The sequence below is a fragment of the Anaeropeptidivorans aminofermentans genome, from assembly GCF_940670685.1.
In the GTDB taxonomy this organism is placed as follows: Bacteria; Bacillota; Clostridia; order Lachnospirales; family UBA5962; genus Anaeropeptidivorans; species Anaeropeptidivorans aminofermentans.
Genome location: NZ_OW711693.1, coordinates 2,598,446 through 2,614,887, shown reverse-complemented (window position 1 = coordinate 2,614,887; position 16,442 = coordinate 2,598,446). Strand labels below are relative to the sequence as shown.

The 16,442-nt window shown below is 37.3% G+C and carries 11 protein-coding genes; 5 read left to right on the top strand and 6 right to left on the bottom strand.

Features of this window, described 5'->3' with window-relative positions; genetic code table 11:
- Window positions 1–255 precede the first annotated feature (255 nt).
- Window positions 256–1,434 carry a PucR family transcriptional regulator gene (locus NBX03_RS10985; RefSeq protein WP_250227822.1) on the top strand — a complete coding sequence of 393 codons (1,179 nt, stop codon included), beginning with the start codon at window positions 256–258 and terminating at the stop codon, window positions 1,432–1,434.
- Between the two features lie 317 nt (window positions 1,435–1,751).
- On the opposite strand, the gene NBX03_RS10980 is transcribed toward NBX03_RS10985, so the two are convergent.
- From NBX03_RS10980 to NBX03_RS10955, 6 genes are all read right to left on the bottom strand, one after another.
- On the bottom strand, window positions 1,752–2,939 hold the full coding sequence (locus NBX03_RS10980) for a YibE/F family protein (protein ID WP_250227821.1): 1,188 nt from the start codon (window positions 2,937–2,939) through the stop codon (window positions 1,752–1,754).
- A gap of 271 nt (window positions 2,940–3,210) precedes the next feature.
- Window positions 3,211–4,722, bottom strand: a complete 1,512-nt coding sequence (locus NBX03_RS10975) for an alkaline phosphatase (protein WP_250227820.1) — start codon at window positions 4,720–4,722, stop codon at window positions 3,211–3,213.
- 222 nt (window positions 4,723–4,944) lie between these two features.
- Window positions 4,945–6,702, bottom strand: a complete 1,758-nt coding sequence (locus NBX03_RS10970; RefSeq protein WP_250227819.1) for a M3 family oligoendopeptidase — start codon at window positions 6,700–6,702, stop codon at window positions 4,945–4,947.
- A gap of 178 nt (window positions 6,703–6,880) precedes the next feature.
- Window positions 6,881–7,714, bottom strand: coding sequence for a PfkB family carbohydrate kinase (locus NBX03_RS10965; protein ID WP_250227818.1), 834 nt, complete (start codon window positions 7,712–7,714; stop codon window positions 6,881–6,883).
- Window positions 7,715–7,947: 233 nt separating this feature from the next.
- Window positions 7,948–9,138 carry a glycosyltransferase family 4 protein gene (locus NBX03_RS10960; protein ID WP_250227817.1) on the bottom strand — a complete coding sequence of 397 codons (1,191 nt, stop codon included), beginning with the start codon at window positions 9,136–9,138 and terminating at the stop codon, window positions 7,948–7,950.
- Between the two features lie 86 nt (window positions 9,139–9,224).
- Entirely contained in the window at window positions 9,225–9,884 is a 660-nt protein-coding gene (locus tag NBX03_RS10955) for a hypothetical protein (protein ID WP_250227816.1), read from the bottom strand.
- 179 nt (window positions 9,885–10,063) lie between these two features.
- Between NBX03_RS10955 and NBX03_RS10950 the strand changes: the two genes are divergently transcribed.
- The 4 genes from NBX03_RS10950 to NBX03_RS10935 all read left to right on the top strand — a co-directional run bounded on the left by NBX03_RS10950 (window position 10,064) and on the right by NBX03_RS10935 (window position 16,438).
- The gene (locus NBX03_RS10950; protein ID WP_250227815.1) at window positions 10,064–11,899 is read left to right on the top strand and encodes an ATP-dependent helicase; all 1,836 of its coding nucleotides are present in this window, start codon (window positions 10,064–10,066) and stop codon (window positions 11,897–11,899) included.
- Window positions 11,900–11,977: 78 nt separating this feature from the next.
- Window positions 11,978–14,551, top strand: coding sequence for a hypothetical protein (locus NBX03_RS10945; protein WP_250227814.1), 2,574 nt, complete (start codon window positions 11,978–11,980; stop codon window positions 14,549–14,551).
- Entirely contained in the window at window positions 14,551–15,504 is a 954-nt protein-coding gene (locus NBX03_RS10940; RefSeq protein WP_250227813.1) for an ABC transporter ATP-binding protein, read from the top strand. Before NBX03_RS10945 ends, NBX03_RS10940 begins: the two co-directional genes overlap by 1 nt.
- Window positions 15,497–16,438 (top strand): ABC transporter permease, encoded by a 942-nt coding sequence (locus NBX03_RS10935; RefSeq protein WP_250227812.1) that lies wholly within the window; start codon window positions 15,497–15,499, stop codon window positions 16,436–16,438. The genes NBX03_RS10940 and NBX03_RS10935 overlap by 8 nt, the downstream gene beginning before the upstream one ends.
- The last annotated feature ends 4 nt before the right edge of the window (window positions 16,439–16,442 follow it).

Here is a 16,442-nt window from a genome sequence, read left to right as displayed (position 1 = left end):
TATGAAACCTATGGTCTCCTTTAATAAGTAAAGGCCTTTATATATTTTGATACTTTAAAACTATAATTAAATACTATCGCGAACAGGCTTGAAAACAAGACCTTTAGCGATAAGAAAGCATTCTTTTTAAAATGACTTATAAGTTTATGCTTATATCCTTTTTAAGTTCGCTTAGTATAAATAATATAGTGTCTGCTATTTTGCAGACACTATATTATTGCCCTGTAATTTGCTATAATGAAACAGGGTGATATTATGGAACTGGTTATGAGAGAGGCTCTTAAAATAGGTAAGCTTAAAGAAGGGACCCTTGTGGCAGGCGAAAAGGGCCTTGATAATATAGTAACTTGCATTGATGTAATGGAAGTTCCCGACCCAGACGGAAAATGGTTTAAGGAAGGAATGCTGCTCCTTACCATGGGCTATGCCATGAAGGACGATATTAATATGCAAGTAGAGATAATAGAAACTTTAGCCGAAAAAGGGGCAGCGGGAATTATTATAAAAATAAATCGGTTTATCAGTAAAGTTCCAGACGAAGTAATAAAAAGAGCAGATGAGTTGGGCCTTCCCGTTATTTCTTTGCCGAGCCATATTCCTTATGTAGATGTGACATTTCCCCTTACAGGTTATATAATAAAGCTTAGAGAAAAAGAGCAGCTTACAGAAGAGCGCATAAAATCAATTATGGATAAAAGCGACGCTGCAGAGGAAAAACATACCATTTCCAAGCTTAGGGAGTTAAAACCCGGGCTATGCCTAAAGCCTCCCTTTACCATAGTTAAAATATATTTCAGATTTCAGCAGGATACTAAAAGAACTATTAATTTTGAAAAAATACACGCCTTAGGAAGTTGTATAAACTTTACCTGCAAGGGCAGCTTAATACTACTTATTTCCGGAAGTCAAAAGCATATAAAGAAAGTGATTTCAGAAGAAATATTGAAAGAAAGCTTTTATGAAAATGAAAATCTGCTTTGTCTTGTAGGAGAAGAATTTAACAGCATATGCGATTTTAAAAAAGAGCTTGCCTTTCATGATGAATGCGGAGAAATCATAAAAAGGATTATCAGAGAGAAGAATTTAATATTCATAGAGGAATACTATGCCGCTATTCTTATAAAACAAATATCCGAAAGAAAAATTACCCAGAAAATAATAAAAAAAGCGCTAAGACCGCTTCTGAAGCTTGAAAGCCAAGAATCGGAGATTATGCTTGAAACCCTTTATTATTATACAAAGTATAACGGAAATAAGACTCAGGCAGCTAAGGAAAGCTATATGCATAGGAATACCTTTAATTACCGTATGGAGAAGCTTTCGGTTATTTTAAATTCAGATTTGCAGGACCCCGATGAAATTTACAGATATAGGCTGCTTTTGGAAGGGTTTTTTATGTTTAATTCCTCGGCCAATATAAAAGAAGAAATATAAAAATCCCCTAAGGGGATTTTTTATTGATTGGATATGGGCGGTTTATAGCACATTTACAGTGAAACAGTAGTAAAACCGTATATTTAAGAGAGTTCAAAAATGTGTTTTAGAAGAAATATAATAAAGCGCCTTTGTAAAATGGCCTTTATTTGATTTTATATGTTGAAAGGCTTATATCTATTAAGTTATAAAGGCAATTTCACTATGTTTCCGAAGGAAAGCTGTGTTTTTGGATTCGTAGTGAATGAATTTATCTTACTTCTTTATAAGAAATTTACTATAATTTTAGGGCGGATTGATAGATTTATTAAAAATGATTATACTGTGCTCCGGCTTTCTGCAACGCTCTCTTTAAATTCTTCATTTTTTAAAGAACCATGAGAGTGAGAAGCGCCGAGAAGCAAACCGCTTGTTATTGCCGTAAGAGGTGCTACGGCTACAAGTCCGAAGCTTCCTATAAGGGTCTGAAGAATTTCCGTTGATACATATTTAAGATTTAGTATATTTAAAATCGGGGTGCCCTGAGCCATAAATACCATTAAAAGCGCTATGTACCCCCCAGAATAGGCCAGAAGCAATGTTGTGGTCATGGTTCCTATCACAGAGCGGCCTATGGACATACCGGATTTTATAGTTTCAAATTTTGAAAGGTCAGGCCTTTTTTCCACGAGCTCTCCTATGGCGGCGGTTATATCTACGGCAACGTCCATTATTGCGCCGGAGGAGGCTATAAATATGCTGGCAATAAATATTTCCGTCAGATCCAGATGAGCGTATCCTGAATAAAGAAGGGATTCGGAGGATTCCATCACGGCGCCGTGTATTTTGAAAAGCCTTGTAAATATTAATGCCATCAGGCATGTCAGGAGTATTCCTGTGACGGAGCCGGAAATTGCGGCAAGGGACCTTTTATCAAAACCGTATATAAGGCCGATGATAACCACAGTAAGGAGAATTGTGATGAAAATGCCTACGGCTATGGGATTATATCCTGAAAGAAAGGCAGGAACAAGGATTTTCCAGATTAATACGATACTGCAGGCAAATGCCAGAAGGGATCTTGCGCCTACAGGACCGGCAAAAGCAATAATTATTATCATAAAGGCGGCTGCCAAAATAACCTCCAAGTCCAGTCTGTAATGGTCTATTAAATTTACAAAGCGTATATTACCTTCTGTATAATCAATAACCACAAATATCTTATCGCCCACATTAAACATTTTATCTGTGCGCATGGAGCCTGATAAATGGTTTATGCCGGTTGTTACCTGACCTTTGAATTTTCCGTCCAGTATTTTTATCTCACAGATTTGTTCACCGAATTTAATGAGCCCGGAGGTGGTAATATTTGATTCGTCAACTGCCATAACCCGGGCAGCCGCCTGAGTCGTATTTTCATATATAATTTGGTCATACTTCGTAGGCATAATTAATACTACAGCCATTAAAAAAATTATTCCCAGAACGGGAAGCCAGTCTTTCTTGAACTTTTCGGATATTTTCATTATTAACTCCTATATACTTGAATTTAAATAAAATCGCAGCATTGTCAAATTGCTTTTCTCTTGTTTTATACCTACTTAGAGCCAAATGCTTACTATGGAATAAAAGCAATTTGACTATATATTTGATTAAATATGAAAACAAATTAAGGTTTGATTTTTAAAACATGCCGTAATGAAGTTTATTTTCTTATTGTCTTATCGCAACGAGCAGTCCGCCTGAAAAGCCTGTATGAGCTTTAAAGGCGGGCTGCTTCGGAGCTGAGCTTATATATTAATTTACTTTAGTGAGGGCTTTAAGATTTACGAAAACGTCCGTATTGTCGTAGAAGCCTGAGAACAAATTCTGACCGGCACCCATTGCATATACGGGAACAGGAAGTCCTGTATGCCACCAGGAGGTCCAGCCGATACCGGCTTTGTTGTTTAATATGTGGGTGATTGTTACGCTTAAGGGTTCATATTCGCTGTAAAGACTGTCATAAGGATTTACTTCTCTTTCAGATACGTCAAGCATTGACTGATTGTAAGCAGTTTTAAGTCTTTCAACTTCATAGTCGGTTAAAATAAGTTCCTTCTTGGTGTTTGCAGACTCGGGTGAAGTATTTAAAGTAAGACCGAAGTTTATTCTTATATCTTCCATTACATTTTCAAAGGATGCTTTGTTTTCTCTGAACTCAGCGATTTTCTTATCATATTCCTTAAAGGAAATCTTCTGTCTTGCAAGAAGGTCTAAGTATGTAGAATAGCCTGTGCCGGAATATCCGATTGTCATACCGCCTGTCTCATGGTCGCCTGTTACGAGAATCAAAGTTTCTTCAGGATGCTTATTGTAAAAATCAACTGCTGCTTCTATGGATTCATCAAAGTCGATAGTTTCCTTTACTGAGGTTGCGGCATCATTTGCATGGCAGGTCCAGTCAATTTTTCCGCTTTCTACCATCAGGAAAAAGCCTTTAGAATTATCAAGAAGCTCTATGCCCTTTTTTGTATAATCTGCAAGAGAAATTTCTCCTGCCTTTCTGTCTATAGCATAGCTCATTGAATCAGCGTCCGCTGGTGTAGGCGTTATGGCTATAAGCTTTTTGCTTTTATCATTAAAGCTTTTAAATTCTTCTGCAGTATTTATTACGGTATATCCTTTTTCTTTTGCCACTTCATAAATATCTTTCAGGTCTTTATTCTTTCCGGTTCTTGAAAGAAAATCGCCGCCGGCAAAATAGTCAAATTTGCTTTCTGTTAACTCAAGACCTATTTCATAGTAATTTCCCCTTGAAGCCTGATGCGCATAATAAGCTGCGGGAGTGGCATGGTTGATATTAACGGAGGATACTACGCCTACTTTGTATCCAAGCTGGTTTTTAAGCTTTTCTGCAATTGTCTCATACTTTACTGTTTTGGTTTCGTCCATGTTGATTACGCCGCTTAAGGTTTTCTTCCCTGTAGCAAGAGAAGTTGCAGTAGATGCAGAGTCGGGAGCAAATGAGCTTGAATCAAATGTTTGGGCGCTTCCGACAACAGGGAAAGCCGTAAATGTCAAATCCTTGCTCTCTACTTTTCCTGTGCCGGACATAACGCCAAGATAATCCATTGCTGAAGTTACCTGAGGATAGCTCATTCCGTCGCCGATGAACATAAAAATATACTTCGGTGCTTTTCCGGAGTAAACCTGTTCTTTTGCGGCAATAGCTTCAGCAGGAAAACTAAGTGACGCACTTACTAGGGTTGTTGCTGTCAGCGCAATAACTGCAGCAGCAGCTCCCGCTTTCTTAATAAAACTTTTCAATGTAATTCCCCCTGTAAAATAAATAATGAGGCAGCTTTGCCTATTAATTAAACCAAGCTTGAATCAAAGAGAAGCAAGCCGCTTTATGCCTAAATTATAAGAGGTACAGGTTAAGGAATATAGAGAGGTTTGGTAAACCATAAGTAAAATTTTTAAGTGCTTTTTAAAGAAAAAAGCCTTTGATAAAAATCAAAGGCTTTTGTATGAATAAAGATATTGGATTTAGAGTTTTGAAAAATCCTCTATATATCCTAAAAGGGTGTTTAATGAGTTTTGCCAGAATTCCTTTTTATTTACGTCGATTCCGCATAAAAGGCCTACGTCTCTTAAAGAATTTTTGCCTGTTGCGGCAAGGAGCTTTTTATAAGTATCTGCAAATTTCGGGCCTTCTTCAAGATATTTATTGTAAAGGCCTAAGGAAAAGAGATGACCATAGGCATAGGGGAAATTGTAATAATTATATCCGCTGTCATAATAATGAGGCTTTATAAGCCACATATAGGAGTGAATGCTGTCTTCGTTTAAAGCCTTGCCATAGGCTTTTTTAATGGAGTTTTTCATAAGATTATTAAGCTCTTTAACGGAAAGAGAGCCCTCTTCACGTCTTTTCATAAGAGCATCTTCAAAAGTAAACCTGCTGTAGATATCCACGATAACCTGAGCGCAGCCGGATATATAATTTTCAAGAATGATAAGCTTATCAGCAGGCTCGGCAGTTTTTAAAGCTTCAAAGCATATAAGCGTTTCGCAGAAGGTGGAAGCGGTTTCAGCGATGGGCATTGAATATTCCGTGTTAAGAGGAAGCTCCTCGTTAAGGCAGCTTCCGTGATAGCCGTGACCGAGCTCATGAGCCAATGTAAGCACAGCATCGAAGGAATCCTCCTGAAAATTTGTCATAATACGGCACTGCTTTATGGGATGAAGGTCCGCACAAAAAGCTCCGCCCACCTTGCCTTTTCTCGGCTTGGCATCTATCCATTTGCTTTCGTAGGCTTTTCTTGCAAATTCGCCTAAATCCTTGCTAAAAGCACTGAATTTTTCTATTATAAATTCCATGGCCGCAGGATAGCTTAGAGAAAGGCTTGATTTTCCCACAGGAGCAAATAAATCATAGTATTGGAGAGAATCCTTCAGGCCTAAAAGTGCTGCTTTTTTAGCAAAATATTTTTGGAAGCCTTCCATACTTTCTTCCATGGCGGAAAGCATAGCGGAAAGAGTATCCTTTTCCATTCTGCTGTCTTCCAAAGTCATATGAAGGACATTCTCATAGCCTTTAAGCTTTGATACGGTAATCGATTCTCCTTTTATGGCATTGAGACAGGCGGAAACGGGAAGGGCAATTTTTTCACAGGCCTTAATTTCTGAATTATAGGCTGATTTTCTCTTTTCTCTATTTTCATCATAAGCCATATTCCTTATTTCCGAAAGGGAAAGGGATTTTTCTTCTCCGTCTATATTGATTTCGCAGGATAAGCCCCCCATCAGCTGGTCATAAAGCTTAAGCCAATAAGATGAGCCGGTATTTCGCATTTTTGCTATAATAAGCTCTTCATTTTCAGAAAGCATATGTTTTGATGCGGATTTTATCTCATTGATATAAAATTCATGGTCTTTTAAAAAAGCGGATTCTTCAATTAAGGCATTGATGTTTTCAGTATTTTTGATATACTCTGCAAATATTGCTTCAGGGCCTGCAAGCTCCGATGAAATATCGTTTAAGACATCAAGATATCCTAAGGCTTCCGTATTTTTCGTATCGGTGCTTAAGGTAAGCTGGCAATAATCTGTAAGAATACGGTATTTTGCTAAAGCCGTAAGCCTTTTTACAAAGCCCTCTGCAAAATCGCGCTGGTTTAAAGAGGATTTGGCATAAGCTTTTATTTCATCTATATCCTTTTTATAGGACGCCATATCAGATTTAAATTTTTCGTTAAAGCCTTCGTATAAATCATCAAGAGACCATCTCATATTTGTATCCATATATTCACCCTTTCACATAATATTTATCATAAATTTCTTGTAAAGAAGCAGCATAACCTATCCGCTAGACTTGAAAGCATGGATTTCTTTCGGAAACAGTACGTTTTGAGTCAAAATGCATATACGGTTTTGCTGCGGGTTGAATCTAAATTTAATATAGTTTTATACTAAGATAGTTTTAATCAAGAAGCCCTTCATAAATTTCTTTGGGATAGCCGAAAGCCCCGTGATTTTCACAAATTTTAGCGGCGTATTCGGAAGCTTTTTCAAGAGCAGCTTCCATATCGCGGGTTTTAGGGTAGGTACTTAAAAAACAGCCTATAAATCCGTCTCCTGCACCCATAGTATCTATAGCTTTTGAAGGCTTTATACTCTGGGTATAAAGTTTTCCTTCATGAGAGAATAAAGAGCCTTCTCTGCCTAATGTAAGCCCTACGATTTCAACGCCCAGTGCATGGCATTTTTCTATGAGTAAAAGCTGCTCTTTTTCATTGAGATGAGAAGCTGAAAAAAAAGCATAGTCTATAAAAGGGCATACGCTTTCAACATAATTAAAATCCGTCATAAAGGCAAAATCAAAGGATATTTTTCCGAGGGGCTTTAAGTTTACGAGCGCTTCTTCTATATTTGAAAAAAAGCCGCAATGAATTATGTCGAAGTTTTTTATATACTCAATATCTTCATCAATGAGCTTTAATTTAACAAGATGCTGACTTGTCTGCCGTGGGCTGCATATGAAGCTAAAGGCGCCTTCTTCCTTTAGAACGATTTGGGGATGGGCTGATTTTGCGTATATTTTCCGGCATCTTTCAATATGAATACCTTCTTTTTTCAGTACATATTCAATATGTTCTGCTGCAAAATCGTTTCCAAATACGCCTAAATATCCGCAGTCCTCTATGCCGTTTCTTTTACAGCTTATAATAGTATTGACAGCGCTTCCCCCGGGGAAAAATATATTTTTATCTTTATAGCAGTCTGCGGCGTTATCGCCTATGGAAAGTATTTTCAATATAAGCACTCCCGAATTTTTTAATTAATTAACTACTATGATTATACTAAATAAACCAGATAATACCAACATGAATCTAATATTTTATATGAATTCAAGCGATGTACGGCTTTGCTGCTGGTTAACTTTGAATTTACTATATATTCTCTAAAGCAAATACTTGCAGGGGCATAAAAAACAAACTGGACATACAAAAAGACATTAAAGCCTAAATACTCTAATGCCTTTTCGGATTATTCACTGATATAAGATGAATAATGGTCTTTGTCTTTATTTTTATTTATAACGTCCTTATAAAGTTGCTCTACAGATTTCCCGAAATTCTTGCTCGAAAGATGCTGTATATGGCCATATGCCCTGTCGATTAAGGCTTTATTGTTATCGGGAGCCTTAAGGGCCTTGCATATGATTCCTGCAGCGTCTTCATTGCTTTCAAAATAGAAGCCGGTTTCTCCATCGATGATGATATTTTCAATGCTTCTGTCTTTTTTGGCTACTACGGGAACCTTTGCTGCGATGGCTTCAATATAAGTAAGCCCTTGAGTTTCAGATGTAGAGGCACAAGCAAAAATATCTCCCAGCTGATAATATTTTCCTATTTCGTCCCATGGCCTCGGACCTGTAAATATCACGGACTCTGAAACCCCAAGGGATTTTGAAAGGTTTTCCAAATCCTCTCTTTTGGGGCCGTTTCCTACGATTACAAATTTTACATTGGGCATATTTTTAAGCACTTCAGGCATGGCCTTTATTAACACATCTATGCTTTTTTCCTGTGCTATTCTGCCTACGGAAACGATGATAGGGTCATCAATACTTACCCCGATTTCAGCCTTTGTTTTTTCAATATCTTCTTTTGTATACTTTTCTCTTGAAAAAGGCTCAAAATCAAGGCCGGTAGGTATAACGGATATGGGCCTTTTTACCCCATAGGAAATAAGGGAATCCTTTGATTTTTGTACGGGGGTTATAACGGCATCTGCTCTGTTGCAGAATATTCTGCTGTAGCGCTGGGCCATTTTCGGCGTTATCAGATGCCCGTTTGCAACGTAATGGACATAATCTTCATACATCGTGTGGTAAGTGTGTACCGAAGGAATTTTAAGAAATGTTGAAGCCACTTTTCCAAAAATTCCTATGGGAAACTCCGTCTGCGTATGTATGACATCCAGTTTGAATTTTTTCATATTTATCAGAAGCTTAGGGGGGTAGAGCATGGTTACTCTGTGAGTTGTTAAAAACACAAAGGGCATACTGGGAAGCCTGAAAACATAAGGGACCGCTTCTTCTGCCTTAGGGTCTGTTGTGGTAAAGATATAAACCTTGTGACCGAGGCCGTTAAGCTCCTTTGCAAGTATGCGGGTAGATGTTGCCACGCCGTTTATTTGCGGATAATAAGTATCTGTAAATAAACCTATATTCATATTATTCTCCTCCATGGGTTTTAAGCATGTTTTGAAAAACTATGCGGAAAGCCAGTTAGAAAACTCCGAAATCTAATCAGGGCTTATTAACTATACATATCTGCCAAGGCATTTTCAATAGATTTTTCAATTTTATTTTTAAGGAAGTCCTCTCGAGAAATAGATTCCATGTCATTAGTACGTCTTTGAAGCTCAATAAGTTTGCTTTTTTCATTTTTTTCTGAATAAATACTTATTATAAGCCCGTAAGGCTCAAAAAACATAGGCTTCATATGGAGAACATTTAATAAAACTTTTTCAGCCGCATCTAAATTGCCAGATTCTTTTAATTCCCTTGCAAGAACATTCAGGGCCCTTAAATAATTTTCATAGTTTTGCTCGTAAGAAATGATTTTTTCCAGATTGGCTGTGCCGTAGGCATATTTAATTTCATTATTGGTAAGCGGCTGATCAAATTGGAGCATCTTTCTCTGGGATTTTTTATAGGAATCATTTAATGCCTTTAGAATACGTTCGTTTAGAGAGGGTTCATTCATAAGTTCCTGAAGAAAGGAATTTTCAGGAAGGTAAAAGATATTTTCAGGAATCTCCTTTTTTCTCACGGAATTTGCTCTTCGCTCTTCTTCAAAAAAATCTTCAAAGCTCTTGCCGTATTTTCGCCCTCTAAATTTCAGTATGGAATGTATTATAAGAAGTACGGCACAAAACATAGCAAACGGCCGTATTATATCTATTATTTCACTCATATTAAACCACCCTTTCTATCATAATTATATAGTAATTAATTTGAATAGTCTATCGAAAAAGTATAGCTCCTTTATGGCCTTTTTAAAGGCATCTTTTGTTAAGCCCTTAAATTTTCATTAAGTTCATTCAATTATAGGCCTATATATGTTATAATTATTGCGTTTTAAGGGAGGTTATTATGCTGAGGCTTAAGCTTAATGAAAGTCAATCGGAAGCTGTGAAACATGTGACCGGTCCGGCAATGGTTATTTCCGGTCCGGGAAGCGGAAAAACCACAGTCATTTCTCACAGGGTAAAATATTTAATAGAGGAGCTTAATGTAAGCGGAAGCGATATTCTTGTAATCACCTTCTCAAAGGCCTCTGCCATTGAAATGAAGGAGCGGATTAACGAGCTTATAGGCTCTTATGAAAAGGCTGAAATTTCTACTTTCCATTCCTTTTTCTTTAAAATTTTACGGGCCCACAGCTTCGTAAAAGTTGAAGACGTTCTTACAGAGAATGAAAAGCGGCATATTCTTTCTTCTATTTTAAATAAGCTTAAACTAAATGCCTATGCAGGCGATGACTTTATGGAAAGCCTTGAAGAAGAAATTTCCCTTATAAAAAATGATTTGCTTGATTTGGATTATTATAATTCCATGATTATCTCAAACGACTATTTTAAAAGCATATTTTCAGCCTATGAGGAATATAAAAAAGTGGCAGGGAAGCTGGACTTTGACGATATGCTGGAAAAGGCCTATGTTCTTTTAAGGGACAATCCTTCTGTACTTGATTTATGGTCAAAGCGATATCAATATGTGCTTATAGACGAATTTCAGGATATTAATAAAGCCCAATATAACCTTATAAAGCTTATTTCGGCAAATCACAAAAATATTTTTGCAGTAGGCGACGATGACCAGAGCATCTACAGATTCAGAGGCGCAAGGCCTGAATTTATGCTTAATTTTTCAAAGGATTATGAAAACGCCGAAAAAATAATACTAAGCACAAATTACCGTTCCACCGACGAAATTATCGCTTTTTCAAATAAAATAATAGAAAACAATAAAAACAGATTTGAAAAATCCATTAAAGGAACAGGAATCAATGGAACAAAACCGCGGCTTATTATGTCTATAGATATAGAGGAAGAAGCCTTTAATATCGGAAAAATCATTAAAGCCTTTAAAAATATTTCCTATCATGATATTGCAGTCCTTTACAGAACGAATATTCAGGCAAGAGCCTTTGCAGATGCATTTATGGATATGAATATTCCCTTTAAGATAAAAGACGGTTTTTCCCTTGTTTATGAACATTGGATATTTAAGGATATCCGCTCTTATTTTATTCTTGCCATGGATAGAAGAAGCAACGAGGATTTTATAAGAATTATCAATAAGCCTAATAGATTTATAAGCAGAAGCCATATAAAAAATGCTCTTTCAAAGAAAATACCTTTAATGGATTATCTTTATACCCCGGGAATACTTCAAAGCTTTATCCTTAGCCGTGTAGAGGAGCTTATGTATCACCTTAATGTACTTAAGGAAAAAAGCTCTTGTGACGCCATAAAATACATAAGATATGTCATAGGATATGACGAATATATAAAAAGCTTTGCAGAATACAGAAAAATAGACCCCAAGGGGCTTTTTGAAATAATAAACGAAATTACCGAGTCTTCAAAAAACCATAATGACTTTTTATCGTATCTTAATCATGTAGAGACTATTGTAGAAGAAACAAAAGAAAACTTTAAGGACTTAAATAAGGATGGCGTCAGCTTAAGCACAATCCATTCGGCCAAGGGCCTTGAATATCATACGGTTTTTATTGCAGGCTGTGTAGAAGGTCTGATACCTTATGAAAAAAGCAGGCTGCCTTACGAAATAGAAGAAGAAAGAAGGCTTTTATACGTTGCAGTCACGAGGGCCAAAAGAAATCTCTATATCTCTGCCATCGAAAAGCGCCATGGAAACGATGTGAAGCTAAGCAGATTCCTAGAGGAGCTTAAAAGCAAATAAATACACGAATATAACAGGGGCGTTTCAGTGCTTACGGGTTTTAACGGCCTTGAATATAGATAAACAGGGAGTGTTACAATGAATAATAAGAAAAAGGAAAAAAAGAGGATAGCTGCCGCAGTCATTGCTATTTTTCTTGCACTTCTCATGGTACTTGGCTCCATTGCGCCTTTTATTTACGGAGCGCAGGAAGACGCTTCTTCACAGATTCAGATGGAGTTAGAGTTAGGGTATTCCGGCCTTTACAGGGTCGGGTACCCTACACTTGTAAAAGTGAAACTTACAAATAACGGCGCTCCCTTTAAAGGTGAGCTTCAAATAAGGACCAATTCGGGAATGAATAGCGGCAGGGGAGCCATTGCCTATGCCCATACGGTTGAGCTTCCTGAAAATGGGGCAAAGCTTGTGGAAATGGAAATTAATATCGGCACCATAGGGGCAGGGGCCGTAAAAGCCCATCTTTACAATGATAAAAATAAGAAAATTACGGAAAAGGCTTTTACCTCTACTGCTGTAAACCCTGAAAAGTATATGGGGGCAGCCGTAAGCGACACAAGTAAAAACCTTTCCTATTTAAGAAATATAGAGCTTAGTTATGCTTATGAAACCGACAGCTTCGGCAACAGCTTTATCTTCCTTGAGCCTGAGGATATGCCCTCCTCCGATGGCCTTCTTTCAAATTTAGATTATTTATTTATCAGTAATTTTGATACGGCGAGGCTTTCAGAAGACCAAATCAGCGCCATATTCAGATGGGTTGAAAACGGCGGTTATCTTATAATAGGAACTGGGAAAAACTTTAGTAAGACATTAAAAGGCATGAATGGATATTTAAATATAAAGCCTGCCCAAGAAAAAACCATAAACGAGCTTGAAGGCCTTTTTACAGATATCTCTGTTATACTGGAAAGCGGGGAGCCGAAACCTTTAGGCCCTTCCTACGGATATTCCTATAAAACTGTCCCTGAGGAAATGACGGAGTTTTTTGACAAAGAAATCTTAAACGAAGACCTTACTCTTAATAATCCCATAGATACTACTGCAATAGAATTTGAAGGCATATTAAAATCCGACTACAGAAATTACGGCGATATTTTTTACGGATTAAGCAAAGGAAAGGGAGGCGTTATACTTTCCGCCTATGACTTTGCCCTCCAGGGAGGAAGCGGAGAAAAGCTTCTTTCAAAGGCTCTTTCTTATGTTTTATATGCAGAAAGAAAAGGTGTGCTTAAAGAAGATGTTTCAAGAAATACAGATTATATTATAGGTGCTTACAGTCTTCAGCAGATTCCAAGCGAAGACAGGCCTACCATATGGTATATTTATATAGCTATCATTATTTATTCTATATTCATAGGTCCCTTTCTTTATGCCATATTAAGAAAAAAGGATAAAAGAGAAAAGGGCTTTATTATCATTCCTGTATTTTCTGTTTCTTTGACCATATTCATATCCTTAATAAGCCTTGGAACCGTATATAAAAAGCCAATCCTTAATATAGCAAATGTAGTGGAGGCTTCTGCTGGTATAGACAGGGCCTTGGTGCGTTCAAACATTGCTTTATTAACTCCTGAAAAGGGAGAAATCAGGCTTAGTATGGCAGAGGGAATGAATATGCCTTCTCTTATGGGAGATGAATATGGGTATTACAGGGGAACAAGCATAGGCCAAACAGACGATAAGGAAAGGCTTTCCGCAAAGGCTCTTTTCGGGGCAAGGCCTGAAATCGTTTATTATGATAATCCAAGCTGGAGCCCAAATCTTATATCCTTTTCGTCAAATATTGATTTAGGCGGTACCTTGGAAGGCTATATTAATTTCATAAACGGTGCTATTGAAGGCGAAATTAAAAACAATACCAATATAGATATTGAAGATTCCATTGTTGAAATATCCAATATGGGCTATATAAAAACAGGGGCCATAAAAGCCGGCGAAACGAAAATTCTAGGAAAAGATTCTCCCGATTTAAATTATGAATTTCAAAGCCATTATTATGAAGCGTTAAATCGCTATATGGGCTGGGAGCAGAAAACAAATTCTGAAAAATGGCAGGACAATATGCGTTCAACATTAATGGATTATTACGGAGGAAAGAACTATACCTATACTTCTGTTCCGGGCAATCAGACGGAGGACAAAATAAAGGCTCATATTTATGCCTTTACAAGTGCGGATTTAAGCGGATTTTCCGGAAATATCAACAAGAAAAACCCTATAAAATATACCTCCAGTATGATTACGGCAGAGCTTCCGTTTTTTGAAGTATATACAGGGGATTTTACCCTTGATTACGGAATGATTCCCATAGACCATATAGAGGCTGATAATTATTATAATGATGACGGAGAAATGCTCTATATTTATGACAGCAAACAGGCGGATATTATATTCCATTTTGCTGAAAGAGAGTATATAAAGAAATTTACTTTCTCGGAATTTAATATGCTTTCAGAAGCGCCGGAAAGGCTTGAGTTTAAAATATATAACGTATCTGCCGACCTGTGGGAAGAACTGAAGTTTACCCCATATGAAGATTCAGCCACGGATTATTTTGACGAAGACGGATATATCAAAATAAGAATCGTAAATCAAGGGGCTGAAAATGTCGGGCTTCCTAAAATAAGGATTGAAGGGAGCAGTGAACAATAATGGTTGAAATAAAAAATCTTATAAAAATGTACGGAAAGTTTACAGCGGTAGATAATCTAAACTTAAACATTCCCGAAGGGGCCATATATGGATTTGTAGGGCCAAACGGTGCAGGAAAGACAACTACCATGAAAATAATGTCCGGTCTTCTTACGGCTACAGGGGGAGAAGTTTTTATAGACAATACTGACGTGGTTAAAAATCCCCTGGCCTTGAAGGAAAAAATAGGATATATGCCTGACTTTTTCGGGGTTTATGATAATCTTAAGGTTTCGGAATATATGGACTTTTACGAAGGAGCTTATTATATTCCTTATAATGAGAGAAAAGAGCTTACGGAAAGCCTTTTAGAGCTTGTAGACCTTTCGGAAAAGAAGGAAGAGTATGTAGATTCTCTTTCCAGAGGAATGAAACAGAGACTCTGCGTTGCAAGATGCCTGATTCATGACCCTAAGGTAGTAATTCTCGACGAGCCTGCTTCCGGCCTTGACCCAAGGGCGAGAATAGAGCTTAAGGAAATATTAAAGCAGCTTCGTCAAATGGGGAAAACCATAATTATAAGCTCTCATATATTATCGGAGCTTTCGGAAATGTGTACGCATGTTGCCATCATAGACAGAGGGAAGATCATGATCAGCGGAAGCATGGCAGACGTCATGCGAAGCCTTTCTGTAAACAGAATATTTAATATACGCCCTCTTGAAAAGATACAGGAGCTTATTTCCCTTTTGGAAGAAAAGCCAGACGTATCAGACATCTATGAAAGCACAGACAATGTGGAATTTTCCTACAAAGGAAAAGACGAAGATTTTGCTCTTTTAGTAAAAGAAATCATATTAAAAGACATTCCCATAATCAACATAAAGGAAAAGGAAGGAAATCTTGAGCAGATATTTATGGAAGTAACAGGCTCAGGAAAGGCTTTTACGGAAGGAGAGAACGCAAATGCTTAACCCGGTATTCAGAAGAGAAATAATGACTTCTCTCAGAAGCTTAAAATCCTATATTTCAATTATGCTTTACGTTCTGGTCCTTGCTTTGGTTGCCGGTCTTTCGCTTTTTGCCACAAGCTCAGGAACGTCCTATTCTTTCAGAGTGTCGGATACAAAATATATATATGCTTTTCTTTCCGGGTTTCAATTCGGTCTTGCACTTTTGATAACCCCCGCGCTTACGGCAGGGGCCATAAGCGGTGAAAGAGAGAAGCAGACCTTGAACCTCCTGCTGATAACAAAGATGTCGCCTTTAAGCATTGCCCTTGGGAAGCTTTCAAGCTCTCTCATTACAATACTTCTTATGATGGTTGCTTCCATGCCTGTATATGCCATTATTTTTTATTACGGAGGGCTTTCTTTTATGAATCTTCTTGCCATGATGGGCTATACCATGCTTGTTTCGGCAACCATAGGAAGCATAGCAATATTCTTTTCAAGTTTTATTAAAAAGACCATAGGGGCTACTGTATTAACGTATATTATTATTTTAGCCTTTACAGCGGGCACATTTTTCCTTTTAGCAATATCTTATGTTATATTTGAAGGCATGCTTTACGGAAATGGGGACTTCTACCTTTTTGCGGAAAGTATTAGAAAAATTAATGATAATCTCGCTTCAAACAATCTGTCGATACAGCTTATCGCAGGAATGCCTTTCATTGTATTAAACCCTGCCCTTTCATTTTTTTCTCTTATGGACAGCCAGTTTGGAACGGCATATTCTACGGAAATCATATACGGCATTACAAGCGTAGATTATTATTCATCAAATACGGGGCCTTTAAATATATACGTTTACAGTATTTTTGCCTATATCGGAATTATTGCCTTAATGATATATCTTACATCGAGAAGCCTTATGCCTGTAAAAAAGTCAAAACGATATAAATAGTCAG

What these genes read in the sequence shown, in the direction of transcription:
- NBX03_RS10960 (WP_250227817.1), bottom strand. Translation starts at nt 9,138, where the DNA reads ATGAATATAGGTTTATTTACAGATACTTATTATCCGCAAATAAACGGC.
- NBX03_RS10970 (WP_250227819.1), bottom strand. Translation starts at nt 6,702, where the DNA reads ATGGATACAAATATGAGATGGTCTCTTGATGATTTATACGAAGGCTTT.
- NBX03_RS10940 (WP_250227813.1), top strand. Translation starts at nt 14,551, where the DNA reads ATGGTTGAAATAAAAAATCTTATAAAAATGTACGGAAAGTTTACAGCG.
- NBX03_RS10945 (WP_250227814.1), top strand. Translation starts at nt 11,978, where the DNA reads ATGAATAATAAGAAAAAGGAAAAAAAGAGGATAGCTGCCGCAGTCATT.
- NBX03_RS10935 (WP_250227812.1), top strand. Translation starts at nt 15,497, where the DNA reads ATGCTTAACCCGGTATTCAGAAGAGAAATAATGACTTCTCTCAGAAGC.
- NBX03_RS10980 (WP_250227821.1), bottom strand. Translation starts at nt 2,939, where the DNA reads ATGAAAATATCCGAAAAGTTCAAGAAAGACTGGCTTCCCGTTCTGGGA.
- NBX03_RS10950 (WP_250227815.1), top strand. Translation starts at nt 10,064, where the DNA reads ATGCTGAGGCTTAAGCTTAATGAAAGTCAATCGGAAGCTGTGAAACAT.
- NBX03_RS10985 (WP_250227822.1), top strand. Translation starts at nt 256, where the DNA reads ATGGAACTGGTTATGAGAGAGGCTCTTAAAATAGGTAAGCTTAAAGAA.
- NBX03_RS10955 (WP_250227816.1), bottom strand. Translation starts at nt 9,884, where the DNA reads ATGAGTGAAATAATAGATATAATACGGCCGTTTGCTATGTTTTGTGCC.